The sequence below is a fragment of the Bradyrhizobium sp. CCBAU 45389 genome, from assembly GCF_028128625.1.
In the GTDB taxonomy this organism is placed as follows: Bacteria; Pseudomonadota; Alphaproteobacteria; order Rhizobiales; family Xanthobacteraceae; genus Bradyrhizobium; species Bradyrhizobium liaoningense_B.
Map to the genome: position 1 here is coordinate 67899 of NZ_LBIY01000078.1, position 24411 is coordinate 92309.

The 24411-nt window shown below is 59.2% G+C and carries 22 protein-coding genes; 6 read left to right on the plus strand and 16 right to left on the minus strand.

The window, feature by feature from the left end; genetic code table 11:
* Positions 1-3 precede the first annotated feature (3 nt).
* Genes XH79_RS11070 through XH79_RS11080 form a run of 3 tightly spaced genes read right to left on the minus strand, consistent with a single transcriptional unit; the run spans position 4 to position 4393 of the window.
* Positions 4-1242: an ATP-grasp domain-containing protein gene (locus tag XH79_RS11070; protein WP_128948140.1), complete on the minus strand. Its 1239-nt coding sequence runs from the start codon at positions 1240-1242 to the stop codon at positions 4-6.
* Positions 1239-3131 (minus strand): class I tRNA ligase family protein, encoded by a 1893-nt coding sequence (locus tag XH79_RS11075; protein WP_128948141.1) that lies wholly within the window; start codon positions 3129-3131, stop codon positions 1239-1241. Before XH79_RS11075 ends, XH79_RS11070 begins: the two co-directional genes overlap by 4 nt.
* Entirely contained in the window at positions 3128-4393 is a 1266-nt protein-coding gene (locus XH79_RS11080; protein ID WP_271528061.1) for a lysine N(6)-hydroxylase/L-ornithine N(5)-oxygenase family protein, read from the minus strand. Before XH79_RS11080 ends, XH79_RS11075 begins: the two co-directional genes overlap by 4 nt.
* Before the next feature lie 1081 nt (positions 4394-5474).
* On the opposite strand from XH79_RS11080, the gene XH79_RS11085 reads away from it, so the two are divergent.
* Entirely contained in the window at positions 5475-6728 is a 1254-nt protein-coding gene (locus XH79_RS11085; protein WP_128948143.1) for a tyrosine-type recombinase/integrase, read from the plus strand.
* Between the two features lie 599 nt (positions 6729-7327).
* Here the strand turns inward: XH79_RS11085 and XH79_RS11090 are convergent.
* From XH79_RS11090 to XH79_RS11110, 5 genes are read right to left on the minus strand one after another with little or no spacing between them, the layout of a single operon-like run.
* Complete coding sequence (locus tag XH79_RS11090; protein WP_128948144.1) at positions 7328-7882, minus strand: 3'-5' exonuclease; 555 nt, start codon at positions 7880-7882, stop codon at positions 7328-7330.
* Complete coding sequence (locus XH79_RS11095; RefSeq protein ID WP_128948145.1) at positions 7879-9045, minus strand: hypothetical protein; 1167 nt, start codon at positions 9043-9045, stop codon at positions 7879-7881. The genes XH79_RS11090 and XH79_RS11095 overlap by 4 nt, the downstream gene beginning before the upstream one ends.
* The gene (locus XH79_RS11100) at positions 9045-9941 is read right to left on the minus strand and encodes an AAA family ATPase (RefSeq protein WP_128948146.1); all 897 of its coding nucleotides are present in this window, start codon (positions 9939-9941) and stop codon (positions 9045-9047) included. The genes XH79_RS11095 and XH79_RS11100 overlap by 1 nt, the downstream gene beginning before the upstream one ends.
* Positions 9938-10438, minus strand: a complete 501-nt coding sequence (locus XH79_RS11105) for an HORMA-1 domain-containing protein (protein WP_128948147.1) — start codon at positions 10436-10438, stop codon at positions 9938-9940. Before XH79_RS11105 ends, XH79_RS11100 begins: the two co-directional genes overlap by 4 nt.
* A gap of 1 nt (position 10439) precedes the next feature.
* On the minus strand, positions 10440-11384 hold the full coding sequence (locus tag XH79_RS11110) for a CBASS oligonucleotide cyclase (RefSeq protein WP_128948186.1): 945 nt from the start codon (positions 11382-11384) through the stop codon (positions 10440-10442).
* Between the two features lie 219 nt (positions 11385-11603).
* On the opposite strand from XH79_RS11110, the gene XH79_RS11115 reads away from it, so the two are divergent.
* A complete protein-coding gene (locus XH79_RS11115) occupies positions 11604-12668 on the plus strand; it encodes a helix-turn-helix domain-containing protein (RefSeq protein WP_128948148.1) in 1065 nt (354 codons plus the stop codon).
* A 77-nt stretch (positions 12669-12745) separates the two neighbouring features.
* Positions 12746-13177, plus strand: coding sequence for a hypothetical protein (locus XH79_RS11120; protein ID WP_271528059.1), 432 nt, complete (start codon positions 12746-12748; stop codon positions 13175-13177).
* Positions 13178-13853: 676 nt separating this feature from the next.
* Here the strand turns inward: XH79_RS11120 and XH79_RS11125 are convergent.
* The 8 genes from XH79_RS11125 to XH79_RS11160 all read right to left on the minus strand — a co-directional run bounded on the left by XH79_RS11125 (position 13854) and on the right by XH79_RS11160 (position 22313).
* Positions 13854-15050 (minus strand): acyl-CoA dehydrogenase family protein, encoded by a 1197-nt coding sequence (locus XH79_RS11125; protein ID WP_271528058.1) that lies wholly within the window; start codon positions 15048-15050, stop codon positions 13854-13856.
* A 22-nt stretch (positions 15051-15072) separates the two neighbouring features.
* A complete protein-coding gene (locus tag XH79_RS11130; protein WP_271528130.1) occupies positions 15073-15867 on the minus strand; it encodes an ABC transporter ATP-binding protein in 795 nt (264 codons plus the stop codon).
* Between the two features lie 68 nt (positions 15868-15935).
* Positions 15936-17258 carry an ABC transporter substrate-binding protein gene (locus XH79_RS11135; protein WP_430641884.1) on the minus strand — a complete coding sequence of 441 codons (1323 nt, stop codon included), beginning with the start codon at positions 17256-17258 and terminating at the stop codon, positions 15936-15938.
* Between the two features lie 45 nt (positions 17259-17303).
* A complete protein-coding gene (locus XH79_RS11140; protein ID WP_430641885.1) occupies positions 17304-18293 on the minus strand; it encodes a branched-chain amino acid ABC transporter permease in 990 nt (329 codons plus the stop codon).
* Positions 18294-18344: 51 nt separating this feature from the next.
* A complete protein-coding gene (locus XH79_RS11145; protein WP_128948154.1) occupies positions 18345-19235 on the minus strand; it encodes a branched-chain amino acid ABC transporter permease in 891 nt (296 codons plus the stop codon).
* Positions 19235-20059: an ABC transporter ATP-binding protein gene (locus XH79_RS11150; RefSeq protein ID WP_442868923.1), complete on the minus strand. Its 825-nt coding sequence runs from the start codon at positions 20057-20059 to the stop codon at positions 19235-19237. The genes XH79_RS11145 and XH79_RS11150 overlap by 1 nt, the downstream gene beginning before the upstream one ends.
* Positions 20060-20177: 118 nt before the next feature.
* Complete coding sequence (sfnG, locus tag XH79_RS11155) at positions 20178-21284, minus strand: dimethylsulfone monooxygenase SfnG (protein ID WP_271528056.1); 1107 nt, start codon at positions 21282-21284, stop codon at positions 20178-20180.
* A gap of 762 nt (positions 21285-22046) precedes the next feature.
* Complete coding sequence (locus XH79_RS11160; protein WP_271528055.1) at positions 22047-22313, minus strand: DUF3551 domain-containing protein; 267 nt, start codon at positions 22311-22313, stop codon at positions 22047-22049.
* A gap of 655 nt (positions 22314-22968) precedes the next feature.
* Between XH79_RS11160 and XH79_RS11165 the strand changes: the two genes are divergently transcribed.
* The 3 genes from XH79_RS11165 to XH79_RS11175 are packed head-to-tail and all read left to right on the plus strand — an operon-like array spanning position 22969 to position 24183.
* Positions 22969-23100, plus strand: coding sequence for a hypothetical protein (locus XH79_RS11165; RefSeq protein ID WP_271528054.1), 132 nt, complete (start codon positions 22969-22971; stop codon positions 23098-23100).
* Positions 23101-23102: 2 nt separating this feature from the next.
* Positions 23103-23450 (plus strand): acyl-CoA dehydrogenase family protein, encoded by a 348-nt coding sequence (locus XH79_RS11170; RefSeq protein WP_271528129.1) that lies wholly within the window; start codon positions 23103-23105, stop codon positions 23448-23450.
* Complete coding sequence (locus XH79_RS11175; protein WP_271528053.1) at positions 23416-24183, plus strand: acyl-CoA dehydrogenase family protein; 768 nt, start codon at positions 23416-23418, stop codon at positions 24181-24183. Before XH79_RS11170 ends, XH79_RS11175 begins: the two co-directional genes overlap by 35 nt.
* Positions 24184-24411: the final 228 nt, after the last annotated feature.

A 24411-nucleotide genomic window follows, 5' to 3' on the forward strand; every position in this document is an offset into this window, starting at 1 on the left:
GTTTCACTCGCGGGCGAAGACCGGGGTGATCGTCTTCGATACCCAATCGAGATGCTTTGTGAGCAGTGCTTGGCTCGGCGCGGTGCTGATCACCGCGATCAGACGTTGAAGACGGAAATCGTTTGGCGGAAGCACAATGTGTGTACCGACCGATGTTTCGACGATCGCCTGCTCAACCCAAGGGTGATCGAGAACCGCCTCAAGGCCATGGTAGCCGAGCAGCCGCCCCTCCTGTTGGGCCAAGACGTAATGGATCCCTGCCACGCGCTGCGGCGCGGGCGGGGGGAGAGGCACCGTGCCCACTGCAATGCGAGCAAGGTTTTCGTAAAAGTCATATTGCAACGCAAGCGGGACAAGATGCGACGCGATGTAATCCCCGCCCGGCCGGGCAGCGACCTCAATGACCGTGAACTGCGGGCCGTCGTACTTGCCTTCGAGGTGGAAGGATGCATTGTCAAGACGCAGCGCCAGCACGCAGTCTTTGGCCTTTTCTTCAATCATGCCGCGCATCTCACCGTCGAGGTCGGCAGGGAAGATATGCCGCACCTCTAGGCAATAAGGATCCGAGGTGAGCTTGTGCGTGATCCCGACAACGGTGACTTCACCGTGGGAGACGTATCCTTCCACACTCACTTCCTGCCCGGCGATATAACGTTCGGCCAGGAACGTGAGCGTTTCCCGGCGCAAGGTCGGGTCGTACGTCGGATTTCCGATCTTCTTGCTACTGGAATGAAAGACATCCAGGTCGGCAGACTCGCGAATGAGATAAATTCCGGTGCTGCCCGAGGCATTCAACGGCTTGACGATGACGGGGAGCCCCGCCACACCGATGAACTCTTCCAGATCGCTATCATTGTGCAAAAGGCGGTGCGTGACGCCGGAAACCGACTGGGTTCGCTCGCGCAGTATCGATTTGTCCCGCACCCCAGACACGGATGCCCGCGGCAACCCGGGCAGCCGCAATTTCGCGGCAACGATGGCGCAGGCTTCGACAGCAGTTTCCGTAAAGCAGACCACACCGGCGATTTGGATAGAGTTTCTGAACTCCTCGACCGCGCTCTCAAGCGAGTCAAGGCTCGCCGGATTGCATTGACGCCACTCGTCGACGTAGCTGGCAAGTTCCGGGGGCAGCGGCTGACCAAGCACGGCAACGCGGTAACCGAGCCGATGCGCCGCTTCGAATGCACGAATGCTTTCTCGTATGAGTCGGCGATAATTGATATAGAGTAGAAACTCCGTCATGCAGCCCAGCCTCCAATGTCAAAGGATCGCCCGGCGGGAACCCACTGCAAGGCGCGGTTCAGACATGGCGTTTCTCGGCTCCCGAGGCGCGCTAGGACTGCGGTGCACAGCTCAGGCATCACAGGCCAGGCAAGCGTCGCCCACAGCCGCAGGCCCACAAGACTGAGAGCGCAAGCGGCGCGCTCGATGCCCGGATGATAGCGAGAGTGCAGCGATTCTACTGCAAACCTGTCAAGATCGCGAAGCAAGCGATCGATTAACTCTGCGATCTGCCGCGGCTCGAAACCTTCGACCGAGAATAGCCGCCCGCCCTCATGCCGGCGCTCGCAAAGCTGCTGATAAAATGCGCGATGCAGGCGCTCCCAAGTGCCGGGCTCCGGCACTGTCCCGCGGTGATGCGTTTCGACCGCGTTGCTGATAATCTGAATGACGGATGCGAGTCGTCTGCGGCGCCGTTCGATCCAATCGAACGCTTCACCAAGGCTAAAGCTCGTCGCGGCAACCGCAGGACGCGTATGGCAAACATATAAGCGCAGCCAGTCGGCGGGAATTCCCCGGCGAATGAGATCATCAGCATATATGACATGGCCCCGAGAGGTGGAGAGCTTGTAGCCGTCAAGTTGGTAGAATTCGTTGGCAAAAAACCCCACGATGCGAAATCTGCTGGCATCAAAAAGGTGCAGCAAAATCGGAAAGATGATGCAGCGCAGATACGCGTTGTCGGAGCCAAAGAACAGCGCAAGCTCTACTTCGCCCGAGCCGAGTTCCGCACTGGAGGCGAGCATATCCTGTGCCGTCAAGAAGCGGGGGACGAGCTCAACAGCCGAATAGAGCTTCAGGTCCTCTTGCCCGCGGAACGGGAGAGCGACTCCCTCCGATGAAGAGATTCCGAGTGGAATGTTCGGTAGCTTGTGCTGCAGCACCTTGGCGACGAAATCCGGCATTTTGCCGACGTAGGCCCCCGACATCAGGAGCCGCTCGAGCACGACCCGATGCGGCTCTAGTGGCACGAACATGCGCTTTAGCGGGCGCCATGCTGCTGCGCGGTCGCAGTGATTGCACACCGGATCCACCAGTTCTTCATCAGGCACAAACAGCCCGCAGTTCTCACATTCCGAGCTTATTTTTTCGCCGCAGTGCGGACACAAGCCTCGCACGTTTGCTTCAAACAGGTATCCGTGCCCATGCTCACAGTACGGAACGCGAGTGGTTTTCTCGATCAGATGGCCGCAGGCGTCCAGGGCGCTCAAGAACTCGCGCGCGATCTCTTCGAACCGCGGAAGCTCATCCAGCGTCGCGAACACATCGAAATCTATTTTCAGCAGACGGTAATTGGCGAGGAAATCATCCGAGTACATTCGCGACGTTTCACGATAGCTTCGCCCTTCGCGCGCAGCGGTTATCCCCACATGCGTCTGAAAGCCCAATGAGCCACAAAGCTGGTAACAATCGAACCCGAGTGTCCGTTGCGCCCGGGTAAATATGTCAGCAGCGACGACCGGCCCGGCCAGATGGCCGAGATGCATGCGTCCATTGGGTGTCGTAAAGCTTGGCAGAACCACGCGCAGACGGCGCTCGCTTTTCGGTGCCTTGACCCGTTCGTCAATGGTCTGCCGGTCCTCCCACCACACATTTCCCATCACAAGGGTTTCTGCTCCTGTGTTCTTTATAAGATGGGCAGCGAACGGCGGCATCAGTATCATGTCTCCGGGGGTGAGCTGCTCCGTGGAAAGCGTTCCGTCACCATAGGTAACCTCGCCGACGCCGGAGAACACGAACAGCATCTCGTGATCGGCATGGCAGTCAAAGCTTGTGGACTCGCCTCTCTCGAGAGAGAACTTCGATGCGTTGAAGTGGCGGGTAGCCACGTTGTCGCGCAGCTTTTTCATCGCTCCTCTCGCAATTCGGCCACACGCGAAAGCATTGAGCGGTTCGAGTTCAGCGGATAGAACTCCTTTCCCATGATGCTGTTGATGATGGTTGCGTTGCGGTACGCGACGAGAGACAGATTCGGGTTTTGTAAACCGTGCTGGATGCGTGTTCTGTTCTGGAGGTAGATCTTGCCTGGTAGGGCAATCCGACTCTCCAGTGAACAATCTGCTCTGATCTTGGGCAAACCATTCTCAGTGCAGGCGAGCTGCATGATCCGGTCAAGAAATGGCGCAGTGTTTGACACAAAACCAGTGGCAAGGATCACACGATCGACCGCCACCCTGCGCGTTACTGCTGTCTCGGTACACTTGAGGACAGCTTCGAAAGCCGCATCGTTCTGCCGCAGGCTGTCAAGGCGAGCACTGACAACCAGCTGGACGCCGGCGTTCTTGTTCTCGACGAAGCGGTGTTCATATATTTGGGAGAATAGCTGATTTGCGAGATCCCGCGACACTCCATCGCTGCTCAGCCTCTTGGCCTGCACCCATTCTCGTCGACGCGAGAGGGCCTTAGTTTGGAAGTGGCGCAAATAGGCGGGCGTGTAGAACTCGTTCGTGAATGCGCAATCATCCATTGGTTCGAGGTTATCGTAGAGGGTAACCCAAAGTATCTGCTTCAGGGGTGGGCCGGAGAGCAACTGTTCCATCACCTCGCTGCCGCTTTGCCCGGCACCCACGAGCAAGACCCGTTCTCCCGCGGCTAGCGGCGGTCTATTTAGATACTCTGCTACGTGATAGACACGTTCGCCTAACAACGGCCGCGCGCAATCCGGGACGTCAGGACAGATTCCGAGCCCAAGCACGACGTGTTGAGCGCGACATTCCGTCTGGCTTGTCAAGACGCGGAAATGTGTGGTTTCGGAGCACACGTCCAGTACTTTTTGTCCAAATCTGAGATACGGAAGCTGATCTGCAACCCAGGCGTAATACTGACCAAACTCATTGCGGGAGACCCCGCCGGACCGTCGATTGACGAACGCATGGAGTCGTCCGGTCTGAAGCAGAAAATTGAGAAATGAGAACGGACTGGTTGGATCTACGAGCGACACACAATCTTTGAGATGTGACACTTGTAACCTGGCGCTGGAAAAGGCCATGCCGGCGTGCCAGGAAAAACCGGGCTTATCTTCAAAAAACACACACCGCAGGCCCGTCGGCTTTACGAGAGCGGCAAGGCTGAGATTGAAGGGACCAATTCCGATACCAACCACGTCATACATGCAACCCGCCGAACTGTTTTTTTGCGGCGAACGGAACGCACGTCCGGTGCCTTAAGCAAATGAGTCAAGCCTGCACTGAGATCGCTCGTGCCTCGGCGCTAGCGTCAGCCGTTTCTTCGCGTTCATCCGAAGGGGACCGAGTCCCGCTGTACCTAGCAAGTCGCGAACCTTCAGTTTGCCGAAAACACCGCCTTCCGAACGCGGTGACATCTCCTGAGCGCTGCGGTTTCAGTCGGCAGCCGTTTCCACCGTGCAGATAACCTTGTCGTCGGGTTAGGCTCGATCAAACGTATTCGTCACACATCCAGTTCCCCACGTCGAAGAAAGCGAGTTTGACAGCGTTTCCTGAACCCGCCGCGCCGAGCATGCCCGATCTCGCCGAGGACACTAAGCTTGTTTCGTTGACGAAGCGGCATTTTTTTGGCTCGTTCATGGCGCCCAAACAATCCCGTTCCGGACGATCATCACCTTGCCTCGATACGCCTGCTGTTTCAGTCCGTCACCTCTGAGGTTTGATAGTTGCTCGGTGCTTGGACGGATTGGCTTTGCTCTTCGAAGGCAGGTGTCAAGTTCTTTTGGGCCGCGAAGGAGATCGGAGGCGAGCCGACGCAGTTGACCATCGCTGGTCGACCGGCGTAGACGACAAGTGGAATGCACCCTTAGCTCAGCTGGATAGAGCGCCCTCCGATACGTTCGAATCGTGTCGAGTGCGCCATCACTCTCGATGGCGAGTCAGGCAAACGCATCTGGGCTTTGCGCATTGGCGGCCGCTGACCGCCGACAAATGATGCACGAATTGGCAGCAGCCGTGCCAGGCGCATCATCGGGCAGCCAGCATGGCGATGGTTCAGCTTAGCCCCGCCACGAAGGCTTACGGGCAACCATCCCACTCGGCCCTTTTCGATCACGCCTGATCACGCCTCAGCACTTTGAATAACAACGATTTTTCGGCTTGTCGCAGAGTCGCACACTATGGCATATTGGGGTCGGTTTTAAGGGGGATCGAAGCGCTTTTTGACCCCAGTTGCAGACCCCTGCAACCCATCTGCTGACCCCACTCCAAAGCCCAAGGGAGACCCCAGTGCCGAGCCTCACAGATGGCCAAATACGCCGCGCTCTTAAGCAGGTCGAAGAGGCCGGAAAGCAGCTGAGCCTTGTGGATGGCGACGGTCACGGGACGGGTCGCCTCATCCTTGTGATGAAGCCGATGCCAACCCGCGTCACGGCGGATTGGATGGCGCAGCAGTGGCGAGACCAGAAGCGCCTCAAGAAAAAGCTTGGCTCCTATCCCTCGATGAGCCTGAGCCAGGCGCGCGAAGTATTCAAGCGCGACTACGCCGACATGATCCAAAAGGGCCGGAGCATTAAGATCGCGGGCGACACGCGGCCCGGTACCGTTGCCGATCTATTCGAAGCCTACGTCGGTTCGCTCAAGGCTGAAGGAAAGCCTTCCTGGAAGGAAGCGGAAAAAGGATTGAACAAGATCGCCGATATTCTCGGCCGTAACCGCCCCGCCCGCGACATCGAGCCTGACGAAATCAGAGAGGTCATCCGCCCGATCTATGAACGCGGCAAACGTTCAATGGCTGATCACGTTCGCAGCTACATCCGATCGGCTTACAGCTGGGGCTTGAAGTCCGAACACGACTACCGCACCACGTCACCCCGCCGCTTTCGTCTCGCTTACAATCCGGCTGCAGGCATTCCAACAGAACCCAAAAACGTGGGCACGCGCTGGCTCAACGAAGAAGAATTCGTGCGTCTCTATCGTTGGCTCGAATGCCCCGATGCGCCGGTTCACCCGCCTTACACACGCGCTGTCAGAATTCTCATGCTGACCGGTCAGCGCGTCGAAGAGATCGCTCGATTGCATGTCGACCAATGGGATGCAGCGGAGCGAATAATCGACTGGTCAAAGACGAAAAATGGCAAACCTCACGCCATTCCCGTGCCAAAAATTGCGGCCGAGCTCATAGAGGCGATCAAACCGAATGAGCATGGGTGGTTCTTCCCGTCGGCGACCGATCCGAACAAGCCAGTCAGCCACGGTACGCTCTATTCATTCATGTGGCGCCAACGGGACCGCGAAGTCATTCCTGTGGTGACGAACCGCGACCTTCGACGGACATGGAAGACACTCGCCGGCAAGGCCGGCCTGTCGAAAGAGATCCGAGACCGATTGCAAAACCACACCCTCCAGGATGTTAGCTCCAAGAGCTACGACCGTTGGAATTATATGCCGGAGAAGCGTGTGGCCATGATCAGGTGGGACAAGTTCGTCCGCGAATTGCTGGCCAAGAAGAGACGGAAGACCGTGCTGCAAGAAGCCGCATAAGCGTCCGCCCCTCATCCCCCTCTCGCGACGACCCGCTAGCGCGGCCACAGCTCACTCCGAACCGAGCCGGAGATCACCATCGATTGGACATAGCATGCGCGGCCTGCGTTTCGCCTGCAGAACCTCGGCGATATCGGACTGAAGGGGGAGCCGAATGCGCATACAGCTACGTTCCGGCGCGCGGTGACTGGATCTCGCTTACTGATCATCGGACGCGATATGGGAAGTGGGCGCGAAGGTCATCGACGCCTAGGCGAAGACCTTCGGCGCGTTCGCCGAGATGACCGGGCTATCCGCCCCGAACCTCAAGCATATGCGCACGTTCGCTGATGCATGGACCGAATTTGTGCAACAGGTTGTTGCCTTATTGCGTCAAAAGGCCTGATCGGCGAAAGTGGTGTATCGCGTTTTCCGGAGATTTGTCGTTCGGCTGACCGAAAGTCCGACCAAGATGTTCTTAAGAGGTGCATGGCGATCTTGCTGTGTTCTTAGCCTGTCTTGCTATGCATACTCGGCATAGGGGCGCGACCGCAGTCATCGCAGCTTCTGAATACGACGGCTTCGAGATGCGCGACAGCAGCCAGGGCTGAGACCTCGTATCAGTTTCTGCCGACGAGCTCAGACCGAATTAGCCGAAAGATCTCGGCCTGATACAATGCATCGCGAAGGGCATCATGCGTCCCAGTCAAGACTGGTTTCAGCCTTTCGGCAATCTTGCTCGAGCGGGTATCGACCCAACGACAGCCGGTCGCCCCCATATACAGTGCCTTGATGTCAAGCGCCGTGAAGCCAAAGGGATTTCTTCCACAAAACCGATGGAAATAGTAGTTTACGAAAGACCAATCGAACGGCGCGTTGAACCCGACGAATACCGGCGTTTCATTTCGACCGGTGATCGTCGAGAGCCAGTCAGCAAAGGCTTGCATGCCATCGGCAGGCGCAAGCCCTCCTCGCGCGAGTTCGTCCAGAGACAACCCGCTCACCTCCAGGGCTTTAGGATCGAAGTTCTGGCTGGTTGGTTTCAGCTCGCAGGCGAATGTCTTTTCTGGCTGGTAGACGGAGCAGGCGCCGATCGACAACAGACTGAACTCGCCGGGAATTGGACCGGCGGCTTCCACATCGACCGAGACGAAGACCTCGCGCTTGTTGTTCATGAAATCAAAGGCTTCGCTTGAACCAGTGAGGGTCGGTTGCGGATGGCTTGCCAGTGTTCGCGGAAAGCTCGCCGCCTGTCATCCACAGTGCCCGCTGTCTTCCAATGCAGTCCCGAGAAGGTCGTAATGTCGAAAGGCAGACTCGCGCCTTCTCGCACCATTAGCATGGTCGGCAGGCCGCGGCCGAGAGCATATCCAAGCTCAAGAAAGCAGTTCGGCCGCGCCCCCGTGATGTCCGCGAGGACCACACTACTGCGATAGAGCTTCGCGAATATCTCCTGATCGATTCGGGAATGCTCATATGCCTGACGGCCGTCGATAACGACGAGGCGATAGCCCAGCTCGCCTTCGATCACTGGCTGAACCACGGTGTCGAAGTAATTCTGAACGTCAGCATAGTCGGGTAGATCAGGATTCAATAGCCGGACGGCAAAGGCCTTGGGACGCTCAAGTGACTCAAGGAGATCTATTAGCACGGAAACGCGATCGGAAATGGATTGTCGTGGCGGAAAGCGGATCTTGTTGATCCAGTCATGCACGTCTCCGTCCTCGACGATCTGAAACAGCCGCCGGCTCTGGCTGCTGGTCAGCCCGAAATTGTAGAGGCGTCTCGCGCCTGTCGTTTCGGGGCAGATAGCCAGGTTGAGCGGAACAACGGGCTTGCCCGCATCATGATAAAGATTGGCCAGGAAGAGGACCCCCTCGGAGCCACCCAGCGCGACCAAGATGTCACCGAAGCGCGCCTGCGCTTCCATGCGCTTGCTGGCCATGTTCCAGTGGGCAGCGTTCTCGATCTTGACCAGCGGCGAGGCGCGCAGCTCGTCCCAGAGAGCGCCATACTCCTCAGGAATTTGATCTTCTGACTTGTGATGCTGCACTGCGACTGCGAGCGGGCCCGGTACGTTTGCAGGCCGCAGCGTCAGATTACTCTTGATCGTCGTCCAGATCAGCCAGTCAAAGCAGATCGGCAGGCTATCGCATTTCCGCACCGGTTCAGCATCGACTGGAATTACGAAATTCGCGCCGCGCTTCACGAGCTCCTTGACCAAAGCGGCTACCAGGTCGCGCGCGGCGTTGACATCGCTAGCGGTAGCTACGGCCGCATCCTCAACGATGCTGCCGGAGATATGGATGCGCCGACCGAGCAGCGGAGACCGAGCCATCACTTGTCCTCCATCACAGGCGAGGCATGAAGCACTGCAGCCACTGACTTCAGGTGTTCGAACCGCAGCGGCTCCTGTGGGAAGGCTTTGGCCAGCGCCGCGGGATACAGTCGCGTGCGGATGTCCGAATAGGTCCACGCTGGATAACTGCCGCGCGCACCCGTTGCTGCCACCAGTTCCGAGATCTGGGTCGGGGGGAGACGCAGCCCAGAAAGATCCATCTGAAAGAGCTGCCGACGCTCTTCATCCGTCGGGCGCCTGAACTCCTCGATGATTGCGGCGCGTCGGCGGAGTGCGGCGTCGAGCACCGAGAGCCGGTTTGTGCAAAGGATGACAACGATGCGGCCGCCATATTGCCGGAGATCGTCGACGCCCTGGATCAAGGTGTTCACCGCCACCTTGTCCTCGTGATGGCTATGATCCTGGGCCCGAGAGGCGCCGAGACTATCGCCCTCATCGATGATCAGGATGGCCCGGCGAGTCTTGCCGGCCGACTGGATCACCTTGCGAAACGCCTCAGCGATGAGTGTTCCCATCTCGCCGACCATCCCGCTGCCGCGGACGCGGTTGGACAGCTTGAAGAGAATGGAATCTTCGCTTCGCGCCTCGGCCACGAGCTTGTTCGCAATGCACTCGGCCATCGCCGTCTTGCCGGTTCCGACATCGCCGTGAAAGATCACGAGCGGATACTGCTCGGCGACGAGATCACAGATCGCCAGTTTGCCGCCATGGTGCTTGCGGTTCCATTCGCCCAGACCGCCCACGTTCAGCAAGAGCCGAAGCTGATCATGGACGCGAGCATAGCGTGCAGCAAACCCCAACAGCGTGTTTTCCCGCCTGGAGAGCGCCTCACTTGGGAGTGGGGTTTCGCTATCAAAAATGCTCGGCTGACTCACTCCGCCCAATCCTTTCTTTGCACGCCATAGGCGTTGCTTACGTAATTGCGGCCGCCTGAAGAAGTCAGCGACGAATGACTGGTATCGTCGTAAGACGGTCCCCATCCCATCTTGAGCTTGTCTTTCGTGGCCTCGCGCGCTGTGCTTGTGTACGCATCGGTATGACTAAGAACGATGCGAAGATGCGCCCCCTCGACCTTCGGCCATCGGACGCCGCCTGGCCGGCTCGTCGTCAGAGACCCGGCATCGGTATCGACCTCGAACCTGACAGCTTTGACTTCGACGCCATGGCTGAACAGCGTGACATCGACCCATTTGAGATAGCCTGCTTTGGCCAAAACCTCGATGTCATGGGCGTAATTCGTTGCCTCAGTGGCAGTCCAGGCGCCGGTACTGTCGGCGATCATGATGAGATCCGCCTTGACGCGGCGCACTACATTTTCGACGTCGACATATGTATAGGTAGCGCTGGCACTCGCAGTTCTGGTCTGACTCATCTCAGTCCTCCGTCTTGAAGCGAGGACCGAAGATTTCTTTCCAGACCTCATTGTCATTTTCAGCGGATGCGAAATTGGCAGTTTCCCATGCCGCGTCCGCAGCCGCGACGATCTCCTTGCGCTCGGCCTCGGAAATCCGGCTGGTCACGTTGTTCAGGCTGTAAACCGGATCGAGGATGACCACCGGATCATTAAAGGTGCCGAACGGCGGGTTGTTCTCGGGAAAGCTGATCTGCTCCTTTAGACCCGATTGGGCGATATAGAGGAGGAAGTTGCGGAAGCGCTGCTCGATGCCTCCGGAATTGCCCTGCGTCTCCAGCACATGGGCCATGATCAACTCGATCGCGAACGACTTGAGCGGCTTGATCTCCGCATGATTGCGCCACTTCTTCGCCAGGCGCACTAGCGTGCGGAAGTCAGTGTCCTTATCCTTCCGGTCGCGGACGAACTTGATCTGGCAGGGAGCGCAGGTCTGGATTTTCGATCCATCATGGATATCGAACTGCCAGCCGTAACCGGGCCGCTTTTCATCCTCGATGACGGGGACGATATCCACGCTCAGCCCCGTGCCGACGAATGTCACAGTCGCGGCCTTGCGCTGAATCTCGAAATCTTCAACCGACTTGTTGGGGTACTGCTTGATCAGCAGGTCGTAGATAGTGTTGTTCAGATTATCGAGCGTCTCCTTGTCGGCGTCGCGCCCCGAAATGTAGAACACGACATCCACATCAACGGGATCGACGCTGGTCTTCCGCAGGATCGTGTACTTGGCGAACGAGCCCGCCTTCACAACCTTGGTGATCTTGATCTCGGTCTTGTCGCGCACGCCCTTGCACAGTTCGGCGATCAGGCGATCCACCTGCTCGTGATATTCCTTCCGCTTGTCGTCTGGTAGGCGCAGGACGTTACTGTCGTAGTAACGCAGTTCGGTATTGCTTAACGCCATTTCACCCCTTCCTTCCCGCTCGGCTACAGCCGGCGGGCGCCCAAATCTGGCGCGATCATGCCGCGAGCCGCCGTTGTCGGCTGGTTTACAAAACCGGCAACAGGGGCCAACATCGTTCCTCATATGCGGGCTGGTTTACCCGATTTCAAGGCTTTCCAGTTTACAAAATTGTACATATATCGTAGACTTGGAAACCAACAAAAGCGAGAGGAGGTCGCCATGATCGGAAACAAGCTGAAAGTCGCCCGATCGGCGTCGGGCTTGTCGCTGCGGGGTCTCTCGGACGCCATAGACGGGATCGTCTCAGCGCAAGCCATTGGAAAATATGAAAGAAATGAGGACATGCCGAGCTCACGTGTCCTCATTGCGCTGGCAAAGGCTCTCGGTGTGACGGAAGAATATCTCCTTAACGAAGATGAGATCGCCCTGGAGGGAGTGGATTTCAGGAAGAAAGTTGGAGCCTCGTCCAAGGAGGAGGCCGTCCTAGAGGCGCGTGCCATTCACATGCTCGAGCGTTATCTCGCGGTCGAGGATCTCCTTCAGATGCGCAGTATCGACTGGGAACAGCCGCGCAGCGCGCCCCATCCCGTTGCCGACTTGCGCGACGCAGAAGATGCGGCCCGCTCTGTGCGCGAGGATTGGGGGCTCGGCAATGACCCCATTCCCCAGCTTGCTGAACTGCTCGAGGAGCGTGGCATCAAGATCTTTTCGTTCGATCTCGACGATATCGACGGCCTTGCTGCCAAGGTCAGGCGCAAAGATCGTGCGGCCGCGCGCGTCATCGTCATCAAGCGCAGCACGTGGTCGGAGCGAAAGCGGTTTAATCTCGCGCACGAACTCGGCCATATGGTCATCGCGCCGTCAGGAGGGATTGACGAAGAAAAGGCGGCACATCGCTTTGCCGGCGCCTTTTTGGTGCCGGCCGACGTGCTGCGAGCCGAAATCGGTGCCCATCGTTCGTCGATCAGCATCGGAGAGCTTGTGGCTCTGAAGAAGCGCTTCGGCGTGAGCATTCAGGCGCTCGTCTATCGTTGCAAGGATCTCGGAATTATCAGCCAGGCGGCCTTTGCCCGGCTGTTCAAGATATTCGCAGAGCGAGGTTGGAGGACGGCGCCGTTTCAGGAGCCGGAGACGATGGAGCCGGAGCTGGAAGAACCCAAGCGCTTTGAGCGGCTGTGCTATCGAGCCCTGGCCGAAGGCATGATCGGGGAGTCGCGGGCTGCTGAACTACTGGGGATATCGGTTCGAGAACTTGATGCCAGATTGGATCAGGTGGCGGCTTGATAAGTCCCAGTTCTCGTCTCCGACACATCGGTCCTGATTGACCTTGAGCGAGCGCAGCTCCTAAAGGATTTGTTCCGTTGCCTTTCGAGTTTGCCGTGCCCGACCTACTTTTTGATCGGGAGCTGACCGGCGCACTCGGCGAGGAGCTGGTGGGGTTGGGACTTCGCGTGGAGGTCCTGACGCCTGACGAGTTAAGCCGCGCCACGACAGTTCGGCGGGGCAATGCACGTCTCTCTGTTCCGGATACCTTCGCCTTTGCGATCGCCGAGTCCCGCCAATGGACCTTGCTTACCGGCGATGGGATATTGCGAGAGCTCGCCGTCGCCGAACGGATCGATATCCATGGGGTCTTATGGCTATTCGACCAGTTCGCCGACGGCAATCACGTGGCTTTCAGCACGCTGCATGATGGTTTGAATACTCTCTTCTCCCATCCGCGATGTCGCTTGCCTTCGCAGGAAGCACGCCGCCGATTGGCTCGCTTCGCAGAGCAAATTCGCCAAGCCTAGGTCACATTCCCTACGAAAAACCTATTCCGCACGACGCAGTGGCGGGATGCAGCGCTACAACGGTTACAGAGGGCCACTGCCAATCTTCAGGCTCAGATCCTGAGCTGGAGAAGGGACTGCGTCTCATCGAAGGCGCTGCCCGGCACCTTCTCAGCGAAGGGGATGTTGCCATCTACGTCCGCACCAACATTATCGGTCGGATCGATTCGGACACGGTTCGTAGACTGGCGACAATGTCTGGCCGACGTAGATTGCTCCACCGATTTGCGTGCTGAAACATGACACGCCAGAGCTTTCAGCACGTCCTCGCTGCGTGGGCGCAGCTGACGCAGGGACGAGCATCTCGGCGTTGCCGCCGCGGTCGCCGTGCGGAAGCTCGGCGGTATAGCGAGCGATCGCGTAAAGCGGTCGATGGAGAGCGGGCTTGCAGAGGGCAAGATAGACAGCTGCGGCAAAGTCTTCGCAGACACGCTCATCCAGATGATTTCGACTCTTCAGAGAAAGAGAACTCTCGCTGCTCAGTGGGCTCCGGCGTCCAAATGCACCTCCAATAGCGCAGCCCACACGTGTGGCGCAGGATTCCAGAACGGTACGAAGTCGCCCTTTCGAAGCGGCGCGTGCCGCTGAGGCCGGAGCGAGCGGGGCCCAGCGCCCCGCCGGCTCGGCGAATTTGGGTCTATTCTCCGCCGTCGTAGAACAGCTCGAGCGGCAGCCCGACCAGCGCCTTGCCGATCCAGTCCCGAGCGATCACATTCGACGGTCCCATGGCGATGGCCGCCCGCGCGTCCCGGAAGGCGCGCTCGATGGGTCCGCGGTGATAGCCGTAACCTCCCGTGACCGTGAGTGCCGCTGCCGCGACCTTGTTCGCAACCTCGGCGGCATGGACCTTGAACTCTGTCAGAGGAATCAGGATCTCGCTCTGCGGCTTACCGGCTCGCCAGAGCTCATCAAGCCTTGCCGCAAGCTCCAGGCGCCACGGCCGCAACGTTTCGACCAACACCTTGGCCGCCCCGAGCTCCTGCCGGATGGCCTGATAGTCCGACAGGCTCTTGTTTCGATCCTTGTGAACGAAACTCGTGGCGTGTTTGACCGCTGCGTTCAATGCGCCGCGGGCGACGCCTTCCCAGACGGCACCGAGCCCGATCAGATAGACAGGGGACACGCCATCATAGATGATCTCCTTGCCCTGTCCCTCAGCGCCGAGTCGGTCACGCTGCGGCACCCGTACGTTCTTGTAGCGGATCGGACCTGAGTGATTGCCGCGGACACCGAGCGCGTCCCAAGGCTTGGATTCGATACCCTCAGACTTGCCGTCAACGATGAAGAAGACGATGTCGGTCTGGTCCTTGGCGCCCGGGCTGCGCGTCTGCACGACATAGAAATCAGCCTGGCCGGAGCTCGTTGTGAACGACTTTTCTGCGTTGAGAAGATAATTGTCGCCGTCGCGCGAAGCCTCGGAGAGGTTATACCACCAGTGCCCACCGGTGGCGCGTTCGCTGGTCGAATATGTGCCAAGCAGGCCGCCATTGTTCGCCTTGAGCCAGCGCTCCTTCTGGTCGTCGTTACCAAACAGACTGATCGTCTGAGCCGCGCCGACATGCATGACGTAGACGAGGCCGGTCGACGCATCGGCCTGCCCGATGCGGTAAGCGGCTTCGGCAAAATCAACATGGCTAAGACCGAGGCCCCCAAAGCGCGTTTCGTTCAACACGCCGGTCCAGCCGGCCTCCGCCAATGCCCTCAGATTTTCTTTTGGAAAGCGACTTTCCAGATCATTGCGATCGGCGTTGACCTTTACGGTCGCATCGATCGCGGCGTCCAGCCGAGAATAGATGTCAGAATCGGTCTTGCGCGCCAGATTGTTATTTGCCATTGGTCATTCTCCCCTGTGTTCGTCAAACCGTGACAACGGCATGGATCAGCGGCTTCTCGGCGACATCGATTTGCGGCGAACCGCCGAGGTAAAGGGTTTTGATGTCGTCGCGACTGCGCAATTCGGTTGATGCACCGGACAGCGCGCTGCGGCCGCTCTCAAGCACGACAGCATGGTCGGCAAAGCGCAGCGCAACCGTTGAATTCTGTTCCGCGACCAGGATCGAAAGCCCCCGCTCGCTGTTGAGCTGCTTCAGCGCGCGGAAAATGCCTTCAACGACGAGCGGCGCAAGCCCCATGGAAGGTTCGTCCAGCACCAAGAGGCGCGGATGTGACATCAGCGCACGGCCGATCGCGGTCATCTGCTGCTCGCCGCCCGAGGTGAGGCCCGAAACCGACCTGCGATGACGCTTCAGTCGTGGGAAAAGCTCATAGACCTCGTCCAGATCGGCGCGGATTGCCCTAGACTTTGCGCCGCGGCCAATGGCGCCGGTGATGAGGTTCTCCTCCACGGTCAACGAGGGGAAGCAATGCCGGTCTTCGAGCACCGGAACGATCCCGGCACGGACCAGCTTCGCGGGCGATGCGGACACGATTTCGCGGCCGTCGAAGATGATGCGCCCGGCGGCCACTTGGCCGCGCCGAGCCGGCAGCAGCGCCGAGATCGCCTGGAGCGTCGTCGATTTGCCGGCGCCGTTTGCGCCGAGTACGGCGACGATTTCGCCACGCCGAACCGCAAATGATACGTCACTCACCGCGCGGATGGCGTGGTTGTAGGTTGCCGCCAACCCTTCAACCGAAAGCAGAACGTCACTCATGCCCGGATTCACCCCGTCTGAAACTGCGGGAGCCGAGGCTCCCGCAGTAACCCAAGCGTTGCCTTGCGCTACTGGCTCACCGGTTCATCGCCGGAGGTCCGGATCTTGATGTTGTGCTCCTTCGCATAGGCGGCCGACGACTTCTCGATGATGGGCCGCAGGGACGCCCAATCCGGCGCAATCCAATCCGAGACGACCTTCCATTTGCTGCCATCCCATTGCTGGAATGTGACGCGGCCATCTCCCTCGTGATTGTCCCAGGTGACGTTAATCGAATGGAACAGACCCTTCGCGCCCAGCGCCTCCACCCGCGCCGGATCGAGTTGCAGGTGCTCGAAGCCCCAGCGGACCTCGTCACCGGTCAAGGTGCGCTTGCCAAACTTTGCCTGCGCAATCCGGACAGCTTCGACATTGAGGATGCCGTTCACGATCCCGAGGTTGTGATAGACGCTGCCGATCCGCTTCTTGTCATCGAGATTGCCCTTGTTCGCGCCATAGACGGTCTTGATGACCTCCTGAAGCACGGAATAATCGGCGCCGGAGGCCTGGGTCGTGATCGCGATGTAGCCCTTCGCGGCGTCACCGGCGGGAATGACATCCTCCTCGGAGTTGGACCAGACGTTGCCGATGATGTGGTCGGCGGGGAAACCGACCTTCTGCGCGGTCTTCAGCGCCACCGGATTCATCACACCCCAGCCCCGCAACACCACGTAGTCCGGTTTCGCCCGGCGGATGGAGAGCCATTGCGATTGCTGCTCATTGCCTGGGTGCGGGACCTCGATCTGTTCCACCTCAAAGCCGTATTTATCCGCCAGGCGCTTGTAGATCGGGATCGTCTCCTTGCCATACGGCGAGCCATGATAAAGCACGACGATCTTCTTGCCCTTCAGCTTGTCCGCACCTCCTTCTTTGGAGGCAATGTAGTTCACGATGCCGGAAGTCTCGCTGTAGGGATTGAGCAGCAGCGGAAAGACATAAGGGAACACGCGGCCGTCGGTCGAATCGGTACGACCATGGTTGATGGTAATCAGCGGCACCTTGTCCTTGGTGATGCGGTCGATCATGGCATAAGCGATGCCGACCGACAGCGGGTTCCAGGCCGCGATTCCAGGACGGCTCTTTAGCCGCTCATAGACCTCGACGCCGCGTTCCACTTCGTACTGGGTCTCACCTTCATCCCAGGTCAGCTTGACGCCGTTAACGCCACCATCGCGAATGTTGATCAGATTGAGATAGTCGATGAAGCCACCAAAGAACCCGGTACCGCCGGCAGCATAGGGGCCAACGCGATAACTCTGCAGCGGAAAGAACTGTTCGTCGGCATGGGCCGTGAACGTATTGGCAAGGCCTACGGCGAGCGCCGCAGCCATTGTGACCTTCAGACGTCTCATCATGTTCATTGCAAGCTCCTTTGGGTTAATCAGGTTTCAGGTCGGTTACGCCGGGCGCTTGGCCGGCCGGACGGCGGCGAAGGCGCGGTCCCAGAGGGCGATCAGCCCGCGCGGTTCTGCGATGAGAAAGACAATGATGAGCGCACCGATGACGATGCGCTGGCTCATCTCCAGGACGCCGGAATCGAACACGCTGCCGAGCAAGGCCGCGCCGACGCGCGACAGCAAGAGCGGAAACACCACGATGAAAGCCGCGCCGATAAAGGAACCGCGCAACGAGGCGAGGCCGCCAATGATAATGATGAACAAGATCTGGAACGAGCGATCGAGATTGAAGCCAGCTGGCTCGACAGTGCGCAAATACGCAAAAGCCCAGAGCACGCCGGCGACGCCAATAAGGAAGGACGAGATGGCGAAGGCGAGCAGCTTGGTGCGCAAGAGCGGCACGCCGATCACCTTGGCCGCGATCTCATGGTCGCGAACCGCGATGAAGTTCCGACCGGATTGGGAACGCAGCAATCGCAGCGTCAGCAGGGTCAGAACGACCACGATCGTCAGCGAGAAGACGTAACGTTCGGCGGCGCTGGTGAACGCGCTGCCGGCGATACTGAGAACCGGCGCATCTATTACCCCGGATGGATTGTCGTTGGAGAACCAGCTGAACTTGGTCAGCGCCCACTGTACGAAAAACTGCGCGGCGAGCGTCGACACGGCGAGATAGAACCCGCGCAACCGTAGGCTCGGCAGCCCGAATACGATGCCGATAGCCGCCGCGACGCCCCCGGCCAGCACCAGATCGATGAGCAGCGGCAATGCGGGGACACGAAGATGAAGATTGTACGCGGCGTAGGCGCCGACAGCGAGGAAGGCGGCCGAGCCGAGCGAGACCTGACCGGCATAGCCGGTCAGGACGTTGAGCCCGACGGCAGCAAGTGACAGCGCCAGAAATGGAGTGAGTACGGCGTCGAGCAGATAATCCGACCCTGCAAGCGGAACGATGCCGTAGGCGGCCACGATCACGAGGACGATCCACAGCGTCTCGCCGGAGAACCAGCTCGATTTGGCAGGAGTGAGGACTGGCACGACCTACACCCTCTCCACCAGCTTCTGCCCGAACAGGCCCGATGGCCGGATCAAGAGGAGCGCCAGTGCCGCGACATAGGCAGCCCAGGCCTCGATGCCGCCGCCAAAGGACGGTCCGACATAAACCTCCGCCAGTTTTTCGATTGCACCTACCAAAAGACCGCCAATGATCGCCCCTGTGATCGAATCGAACCCGCCGAGGACCAAAACCGGGAGCGCCTTCAAGACGACGAGCGACAGCGAGAACTGCACGCCGAGCCGTGCACCCCATAGGAGCCCACCGACCAGGGCGACGATCCCCGCCACTGTCCACACAGCGGCCCAGACGCGTGGCAGCCGCAGGCCGACCGCAAGCGCTGCAAATTGGTCATCAGCCACGGCGCGAAACGACAGTCCGGTGCGGGTGTAGCGAAAGAAGAGCGCAAACAGCGCGACCAGGCTTCCGGCGACCGCCGCGGCAAACAGGTCGAACCGGCTGATCAGCACGCCAGACGCCTCGAACGGCGTGTCGCTGATGCCGATGTCGAGGCCATGAACCTGCGTGCCCCATAGAAGCTGGGCTGCCCCTTCGATGACGTAGGAAAGCCCGAGGGTCGCCATGAACAGGGTGATCGGCGGCTGGTTGACCAGCGGCCGCAGCACCAACCGCTCGGTGGCGATGCCCAGCGCGATCATGATGACCAGCGTCGCTGCTAGCGCCGCAACGAATGGCGCGCCGCGCTCGACGAGACTGACGAAGGTCAGGGCCGCGAACAACAGCATCGCGCCCTGTGCGAAGTTGAGCACACCCGACGTCTTGTAGATCAGCACGAACCCGATCGCGACCAGGGAGTACATCACTCCCGAAAGCAGGCCACCGATCAGCACTTCGAGGAAAAACTGATAGTCAAACATCAGATCGCGAGCTCCGTCTCGTCCTCGTGTGTGACGCCGAGATAGGCATCGATCACCGCCGGATCGGCGCTGACCTGGTCTGGCGTGCCGTCGGCGATCTTTCGTCCGTAGTCGAGCACGGCCACGCGATCCGACAGCCCCATCACGATGCCGATGTCGTGCTCGATCAGGACGATTGTTGCGCCGAAGCTGTCGCGAGCGTTACGCACGTGCTGCGACAGCTCCCTCTTTTCGGTAAGGGTCACGCCTGCGAACGGCTCGTCCAGTAGCAGGAGTTTTGGCCGAGCAACCAGCGCCCGCGCCAGCTCGACCCGCTTCTGCACTCCGTAGGGAAGCGTTCCAGCAAGACGGTCACGAACCTCAGTGAGATGCAGGAAGCCGATCACGTCTTCGGCGGCCGCGCGATTCTCGGCCTCGATCCGTCTCGCCAGTGGCGAGCCGACGATCTGCCGCAATAACCCGGTCCTAACGCGGTGCGCCAGTCCCATCAGGACATTGTCGAAAACGGAAAGTCCCTTGAAAAGCGCAAGATTTTGAAAGGTCCGCGCCACGCCTAGGGCTGCAAGCTTCGACGTCGGCACTTCGCGAAAGGAGTGCTCGCCAAACCACACCTCCCCGCGGTCCGGCCGGTAAAGCCCGGTGACGATGTTGAGGAGCGAGCTCTTGCCGGCGCCGTTCGGTCCGATCACCGCCAGGATCTCTCCCTGGGCGACCTCCAGATCGACCTCACGTAGCGCTGCGACGCCGCCAAATGTCAGCGAAATATTCGAAAGCCCGAGCGCCGGCCGTACGGGTCTCACAGTCCGCTCCGCGTCCCCCTCCAGCGCCCCCTGGCGCCTTCCGGCGGATGTATCCGCGTATCGGCGTGGAGGGATCTCCTCCAGCCGAAACGCGCCCGCCCCTGTCGCAATCGCCGTCACGTGGCTGCCTCTCGTTTTGCCCCTATTCGGCAGCCTGAACGCGCACAGGCGTCCTTGCCTCAAGCTCGCGAACCAGCGGGATCACGTGCTTGCCGAAATATTCGACCTCTTCCTGGAAATGCAGAAACCCGAGCAGGATCAGGTCGGCGCCGGCGTGCTTGAGCTCGATGATCCGTTCAGCAACTTGCTGGGGCGTGCCGATCAGGTTCGAGCGGAAGCCGTCGTTGTATTGAACGAGATCCTGAAAAGTGGATTTGGCCCAGTTGCCTTCGCGCTCGGGGCTGGCGTTGCCCGCATTCTGGACCTCATGGTGGAAGCCGCGAACCGCATCGGGGATCGCCTTGTCGAGGATCTCCTGCAGCACCTCCTTGGCCTCCTTTTCAGTCTGCCGCACGATGCCGAATGCATTGATGCCGATTTTGGTCTGCCACCCCTTGCCGAAGGTCTTCTCCTTGGACCTGATGTCCTCGACCTGCGCTTTCAGCCCCTCTGGCGTATTTCCGTTGGTGAAATACCAATCGGACACGCGAGCGGCCATATCGCGGGCGGCCCGCGAGGAGCCGCCCTGGAATATCTCGGGCAGCGGATCGAGCGGCTTCGGCTTGAGCGAGTACTCGTTGAACCGATAGAAATCTCCCTTGAGCGTAAAGCTCTCCTCCGTCCAGATCCCGCGTAGAGCCTTGATGAACTCCTCCGAGCGCCGGTAGCGTTCGTCGTGGTCGAGCCAGGGTTCGCCGATCGCATGGAATTCGCCGCGGAACCAGCCTGACACGATATTGACGGCAACGCGCCCATTGGTGAGCTGGCTGATCGTCGCAATCTGCTTTGCCGCTACCGCCGGATTCCATGGCCCGGGAAGGAGGGCAGCGATCACCTTGAGCCTTTCGGTCGCCGCCAGCAGGGCGTGCGAGAAGCTGACCGGCTCATGCTGCTTGTCGGCTCCGTAGCCGGCCGTGAACCGGATCTGACTGAGTGCGTAGTCGAAGCCTGCCTTCTCGGCGATTTGCGCAAGCTTCCGGTTGTAGTCGATGTCCCAGCTAGTACGCTGCTCGATCGAAGAAATCACGAGGCCACCGGATACGTTCGGCACCCAGTAGGCGAATTTGATCGGTTTGTTGTTCAAAGACATCTTGCTTGTCCCTTGAGAATGACGCTTGCGGTGAAAGAGCGACGGCTTCAGCGAGGCAGCACCATGCGACCACGCCGCTCGGGACGAGCGAGTGCCGACACTGCCTACGTTATTGATTTCGAGGAGCTAGAGCGATCTCAGGCTAGATCGCTCCTGCGAATTGAGACGCCACTCAGAAACGACACGAACACAACTGATCGACAAGCTCGCGCATAACCGAATGCCTCACCTTGTCGAACATGTTGTTGCGCATCATCAGCGCTCCTGAATGGCACCATCGCCTGATGACCAATCCTCTCAGAGATTGTCCGACCCTACGAGTCCAAGACCCACTATTTTTCGCTGCGCGGAGATAAACAGCTTTCTTTTGTTTCGCAGCGAACGCATCGTTTGTTGCTTTGCCGGTGCAAGCTAATCATTCCTTCGCCAGCAGAAGCTCGTTCAATTGCTGCGGACGATCGGCGCCATCAGCATCTCCACTCGATATTCGAATTCGCCGACTGGCTGGAATATTCTTATCGCATTCGCCGGCTTCTCAGGTCACTTGCACTCTCAAGTGATTGGCAAGATCGAACTCGCATGAACGGACCGCTGTCCGACATGCACAGCACGCCTGGCATTAGGCGCAATCAAACGAAACGGCCTAAGCAGCGGAATTCAGCGCAGAATCAGGGTGAGGTCGGCCGAATGGCGATAAGAGCCTCGACTGTCCGCGCTTGCGTCCTACGCCGCCGTTGGCTGATCTAGCAATTCTCATTCACATCAGCGCAACTGTCTTCCTTGTCGCTCGAAAGCGTAGATCGGATTGATACCGCAATAGGCGTATGTGCCGGATGCAGTAGCCATGCACTGGCTATAGGTAGAGAACTGGCAGTTGCCCGGATATCCCCAAGTACGGCCCTGCAGGCAATAAACGTCCTGGCGAGCCGGTGGGATATAAGGATGAACCCGCGAAGCAGCGCTCGAACGCGATCCAAAGCCGACGAAAATGGGAAGTGCTAGCACTCCGATAACGAGAAGGTACCGCATGAGATCTCTTGCCTCCGTTAAGTTCGCTGAAGGATAGAGGATCTGAATTGAACCGTTTGATCTTAATCAATGGCAAATAACCGGTCCAGTCGGTCTATCGCCAGAAAGAAGGTTCACCCGTGACGGCGAGCACGAAACTTCAGTGAGACGTTGGGGTCGGAGCGGAGCACGCGCCACCGTCCTCGGTGCAAACTCGCTCGAATTTCGAAGCAGACTTCCGGCGGCATTCCGCGGCGGAACGCTTTTTCAAGCGCGACTTGGCGCCTCCGCGCGGCAGAGCACTTATATTGCGGACAAATCTAGGACCATTGCATTCGCTCCGACCGCGTGTTGCCGAGGACCTATCGCCCCACGGTCAGAGGTCACACTTGCGGGTACCTCAAACTGTTGCGCGGCCCTGCGCGAGAAATGTCTTGGTCGAATTGAATGCACTCAGATTTACCGCAAGTCGCCCCCTGATCGCATCCGGGTCTACGCGTTGCCGCGAATCTGCGGTGACCGTGTCGCTCAGCAGATTTTTTCTTTCATCGGTACGACGCTCCGAACGATCGTCTTGGATCCCGCCGAAATACAGTCTGGCTCTCCGACAATAGGGCACTATTCTTCGTGAGCGATGATTTTCGATCTACTGAGTTGAGCGGAGACAAGCAGGACGATGACCATTCACCTCGCGAGCCCAACCATCAGCGACGAAGAACTGGAAAAGCGATTCGTTCCGGTCTTTGAGAAAATCGCCGTGGGTGCGGTGAGCGCGAGCGAAACCGCACCCTCCCGTTCGAAGCGATAACACTGCTCAAAGAGGTCGGCTTTGGAGCCTTGCGGGTTCCGGTGGAGTTCGGCGGCCTCGGCGCATCACTTCGTCAGACCTTCGATCTGCTCATCGCACTTGCGGCCGCGGACTCCAATCTGCCACAGGCGCTGAGGGCACACTTCAACCTGGTCGAAGATCTGCGCCTGACCAAGGATGAGGCGGCCAAGGCGCGGTGGCTCAGAGCCATCGCGAACGGCGCTCTGATCGGGGTCGCGACAACCGAGCTAGGCGTCGGAGCTGTCGATCGCTACCGGACAGCGGTCACGTCGAACGGAGCCGGACTACAGCTCGATGGCACGAAATACTACACAACCGACACGCTGTAACTTGATTGTGGCGGCTGACCAGAACGGCAAGCGGATCGCTGTCATTGTCGATACCAGCCAGCCCGGCGTCAGCGTCCAGGACGATTGGGATGGCTTTGGCCAGAGATTGACGGCAAGCGGTACAGCTCATTTCAGGAATGTAGCGGTACCTGAAGATCGAATTCTTGGTCCCGGATATGGAACGGAAGGACGGGTGTTTGGAACGGCCTTTGTCCAGCTGGTCCTGCTTGCGACCCTCGCTGGAATTGCGAGATGCGCGGCTACTGAGACCGCGGACTGGATCAGGTCACGAGCCCGCACCTTTACACATGCCGTTGCCGATCTGCCACGGAACGATCCGCTCGTGCAACAGGTTATCGGCAGGCTGTCGAGCGCGGCTTTCGGTGCGCGAGCAGCAGTCCTCGCCGCCGTCGACGAGCTCGCAAGAACACTCGGAGGTCGACATCAAGACCCGCAACAGCTTGATGCGTCCGAGCGCGCGGCAGCGCAGGCGCAGGCAGTGGTCGTCAAGCTTGTTCTTGACGCCACCGCCGAGCTCTTCGAGGTGGGCGGAGCGTCTCTTACGTCAGAGAAGCTCGCGATTGATAGGCACTGGCGCAATGCGCGTACGATCGCTTCCCATAATCCAGTGAACTTCAAGCTCCGCGCAATCGGCGGCTATGAATTGAATGATGAAGCTCTGCCATACGCATGGAGCGTAGGTGTCCGCGCCGCCCGACAATACGGTAGCTAAACACTGGCGTTCCGGCAGCTTCTGCATTGCCGAGGCGCAGCTCGCTCGCCCCCGCGGATGCGACTGCCGTGGACGTCGACCTTCTACGGTGGGTTAAGGACGCGATGAGTGGCCGTCGTCGCCGTATCTCGGCGACTATGCCGGCTGCTGTAGCCAGGCGAGACGCTCGCCTGATCGACGGGCCTGTACCGTTCAGCGGTGAGCTAGGGCGAGACTTAAGCTCGCACT